The organism is Pseudomonas sp. P4_C3, assembly GCF_056402075.1.
Genome location: NZ_JBFUIC010000367.1, coordinates 1 through 3,623, shown reverse-complemented (window position 1 = coordinate 3,623; position 3,623 = coordinate 1). Strand labels below are relative to the sequence as shown.

Sequence of the window (3,623 nt, the reverse complement as noted above, 5' to 3'; positions counted from 1 at the left end):
TATACCCGCGTGCCGTTCCACATGATTGCCAACGACGGCAACCTCATGGAACACGCCGTGCCGTTCGACGGCAGCATGGACCTGGACGCTGACGGCGACCTGCAGGACCACAACGCCATCCTGCCCACCCAGGGCATCGCCGAGCGTTTCGACATCATCGTCAACTTCTCAAAATACGGGATCAAGACCGGCGACAAGCTGTACTTCGTCAACCTGATGGAACACCAGAACGGCAAGGGTCCAGAGCCTGTACCGCTGAGCCTGGCCGATGTGCTGTCCGGGAAGTACAAAGCGCTGCTCAAGCTGGGCAGCAAAGGGCTGGAATGGGACGCCGGCGACCCGGTGGTGGGCAAGTTCATGCAGCTGGTGGTCCAGTCTTATGCCGGCCAGGACGTGAGCATGAACCCCGCCGACTACGAACCCGCCAAACCGGGCAAACCGGCCGGCAAGACCATGATCCCGCTGACCCTCAACCGTGACGACCCGACGGTGCAGGCCACGCTCAAGGCGGCGCGGCATCGCGAGTTCACTTTCGGTCGCTCCGACGGTACCGACGAACAACCCTGGACCATCAAGACCGACGGCGGTTTCGGCTTCCAAATGGACCCTCGAATCATCAGCGCCGCTCCGCAACTGGCTAACGGCCCGACCCCTGCCGGGTTCTCCGGCGACGGCACCCTGGAAGTGTGGAAAATAAGGAACGGCGGTAACGGCTGGAGCCACCCGGTGCACGTGCATTTCGAAGAAGGCATCGTCCTCAACCGTGACGGCAAGGCGCCGCCGGAATGGGAAAAATGGGCCCGCAAGGACGTCTATCTCATCGGCGAAGGCATCGACAGTTCGAAGGACGTGGACATTGCGATCCGCTTCCGTGAATTTGCCGGGACCTACATGGAGCATTGCCACAACACTCAGCACGAGGACACGTCCATGCTGCTGCGTTGGGATGTCGAGCACCCCGGCCAGTTTCAGTTGATGCCAACACCCCTGCCTGGCTGGGATGGCGTCACCTACGTCAATTCTGCTGCGCTGCCGACTTTCCGCACTGGCGATAAACATGTCGAGGACGGCGATAACCAAAAACCGATCGCCAACGCCGACAGCGCCATCAGCAACACCGGCCAACCGGTGATCATCAACGTCCTGGCCAACGACAGCGACCCTGACGGTAACGTGCCACTTAAAGTGGTGGGGCTGGAGCAACCGGACTCCGGCAAGGGCGTGGTCAGCACCGATGGTACGCGCGTGACCTACACACCACCGGCCACAGTCCCCGCGCCGTTCACCGCGACCTTTACCTATAGGGCCGCCGACGCCAAGGGTGCGGAATCGGCACCGGCGACGGTGTCCGTGGCGGTCTCGGCAGCGGTCAACGAGAATCTGATCGTCACCAGCACTACCGTCACCGCCCGCAGCAACAGCCGCTACTACTGGGTCCTGTCCGGCACCACCTCGCGTGGCACGGGCAATACCATCACGGCGACTGCCACGGTCGCAACCGGTACGGCGAACCTTGGCACCGCCACCCTGACGCCTACGGCGACAGGCGCACGTTGGCAGATAGCGGTGACGACCGTCGGCAGTGGCCCGTCGCCTAACCCGACAGCGACCATCAAATCGGCCTTCGGCAAAACCGTGACGGTGCCAATAAAGGCGAACTGAGTACAACCAGGTTTTGGCGATGAGGGCCTCATTGAGGCCCTCTTGCTACAAAAAAATTGACAACTTACCTGGTTGTAAAATTTCCAGAATGCCAGCATTTCAAGCTGTAGCTCGGAGCTAGAGCTTCCATCGTCGGCGGACAAATGACCGTTATGGGTCGATAGCTATCGGTGAGAGTGGAAGTTCGGTTGAGCCATTCCCCACCCGGCGTATTGATCGAGCGCGGAACCTGATTGCTTTCGTAGGGCGGATAACGCGCCAGCGTTATCCGCCGTGGAGAGGCCGGCGTATTACCTATTCCGGGTTATGCGCCCTACGGTACTAGCGATGGTTGCGATAGCGTTCGGTCAAGGACCGCACGAGGGTGACGTAGGATTGCGTCTCGGCGTAGGGAGGCACCCCGTTGTACTCGACCACGGACGCTTCGCCGGCGTTGTAACCTGCCAACGCCAGCACCTGGTTGCCGTTGAAGCGCTTGAGCAGCCAGGCCAGGTAGCGCACGCCGCCACGAATGTTCTGTCGTGCGTCGAACGGATCGTCCACGGCGAAGCGCTCGGCGGTGGCGGGCATCAACTGCATCAGCCCCTGGGCGCCGGCTTCGGAAATGGCGTTGGGGCGAAACGCCGATTCGGCATGTATCACTGCGCGGACCAGCGCCCTGTCGACACCATAATGACCCGAAGCGGCTTCGATCTCCCGCCGATAGGAATGGGTGTCCAGGCGCAGTGAGGCGACCTTGAAATCCTTCGGCGCCATGCACAGATAGCAGCCCTTGATGTAATAGAGCTCAAGGACATCGACCCGTGCGGAGATCCCGACGGGGCGCCGGCTCACATATTGACGAATACCCTTGTGGATAAAGGTGTACACCCGAATCCGCACCGCGCCCGGGTTGTCGTCCCGCACAAGCCGTGGCAGGGCCATTGCCTTGGCGCCGACACCAGCGCCCGCCATGCCATTCAGGCGAGTGCAGCGGGCGCTGGCGATGGCTTGGCTGGTGTAGCTGATGGCTCCGTCCCTGGCTTGGCACTTGAACATGGCGCTGGCGCACAGTGGAACGACCAGCAAGGCCAGCTCGATGCAGCCAATAAGGCTCTTGCGAGCCCATCGCCATGCTCTGGAACTCATCACATCGCTCCGCGCCGCAGGCGTCGATCAGGCCTGGAGCGCCTGGCCCGGACGCTGCCTTTGGAGGGCCTATTCTGGGTGACCCGCCTGTTGTTCTAATAGTTATACCCCTTGTAACCGGCCTTGGATCTTGCGTTGACGTACGGGCTGCCGGCGTTCCCAGGCGAAGCGCAGGCCTGGTTGCTCGCACGACGCGTCGTCCCGGCTTGCCAGGGCCGGGCGCAAGTCCGATCCGCGGGTGACGGACCCGGAGCCGGTGCGGGACAGGCCCAGGTAGGCGACGGCAAAGTTGTCATCGTTATCCGCCCGGGCCGAACTCATCCGAGAATGAAATTCACCTTGCGCACCGGCGTGATGTTTTCCCAGGTTCCCCTGAACTCCGCCGCCACCACGAACGAATCCCCCGGCCCGAAGGTCTTCGCCACGCCGTCCGCATCGGTCAGGCGCACGGTGCCTTCGACGATGTGGCACATCTCGTCGTAGTCGCACTCGCATCTCGGTCTACGCACTGACCGAAACACGGCTGCTTCCTGCGAAGACCCAGCGGTTCATCGAGCTCATATGCGACCATCTCAACAGTGCTTAATGCCTGACGACTGGATAGGGGGCATCCCGACGCAAACGAATGTCTCCTTCTGGCCGATTCTGTTGAAAAAGTCGCTTTGCCCAAACTGCCTGATCATTGACTGGTGAAAACGCCTTTTTTGCACGCTGCCAGGTGAAATCAGAGTCCGGAAGCCACTGCCAAAAGTAAAGATTTCAATCTAGGACGCGTACTTTTCTGATGCGCAAACCATGGCCGACTTTTTCAACAGAATCGGCCGATTACTGTC

Annotated in this window: 3 protein-coding genes and 1 pseudogene; 2 read left to right on the top strand and 2 right to left on the bottom strand. The window is 61.0% G+C overall.

Annotated features, from left to right (window positions below; translation table 11 throughout):
- Nucleotides 1-1,662 (top strand): Ig-like domain-containing protein (locus AC1DVH_RS27670; RefSeq protein WP_477756472.1); only part of this gene is annotated, 1,662 nt, incomplete at its 5' end.
- A gap of 321 nt (nucleotides 1,663-1,983) precedes the next feature.
- Here the strand turns inward: AC1DVH_RS27670 and AC1DVH_RS27665 are convergent.
- Nucleotides 1,984-2,790 carry a lytic transglycosylase domain-containing protein gene (locus tag AC1DVH_RS27665; RefSeq protein WP_477756471.1) on the bottom strand — a complete coding sequence of 269 codons (807 nt, stop codon included), beginning with the start codon at nucleotides 2,788-2,790 and terminating at the stop codon, nucleotides 1,984-1,986.
- A gap of 317 nt (nucleotides 2,791-3,107) precedes the next feature.
- Nucleotides 3,108-3,299, bottom strand: coding sequence for a cupin domain-containing protein (locus AC1DVH_RS27660; protein WP_477756470.1), 192 nt, complete (start codon nucleotides 3,297-3,299; stop codon nucleotides 3,108-3,110).
- On the opposite strand from AC1DVH_RS27660, the pseudogene AC1DVH_RS27655 reads away from it, so the two are divergent.
- Nucleotides 3,284-3,376 (top strand): annotated as a pseudogene (locus AC1DVH_RS27655) (LysR family transcriptional regulator); the annotation flags it as partial. The gene AC1DVH_RS27660 and the pseudogene AC1DVH_RS27655 overlap by 16 nt on opposite strands.
- Between the last annotated feature and the right edge of the window lie 247 nt (nucleotides 3,377-3,623).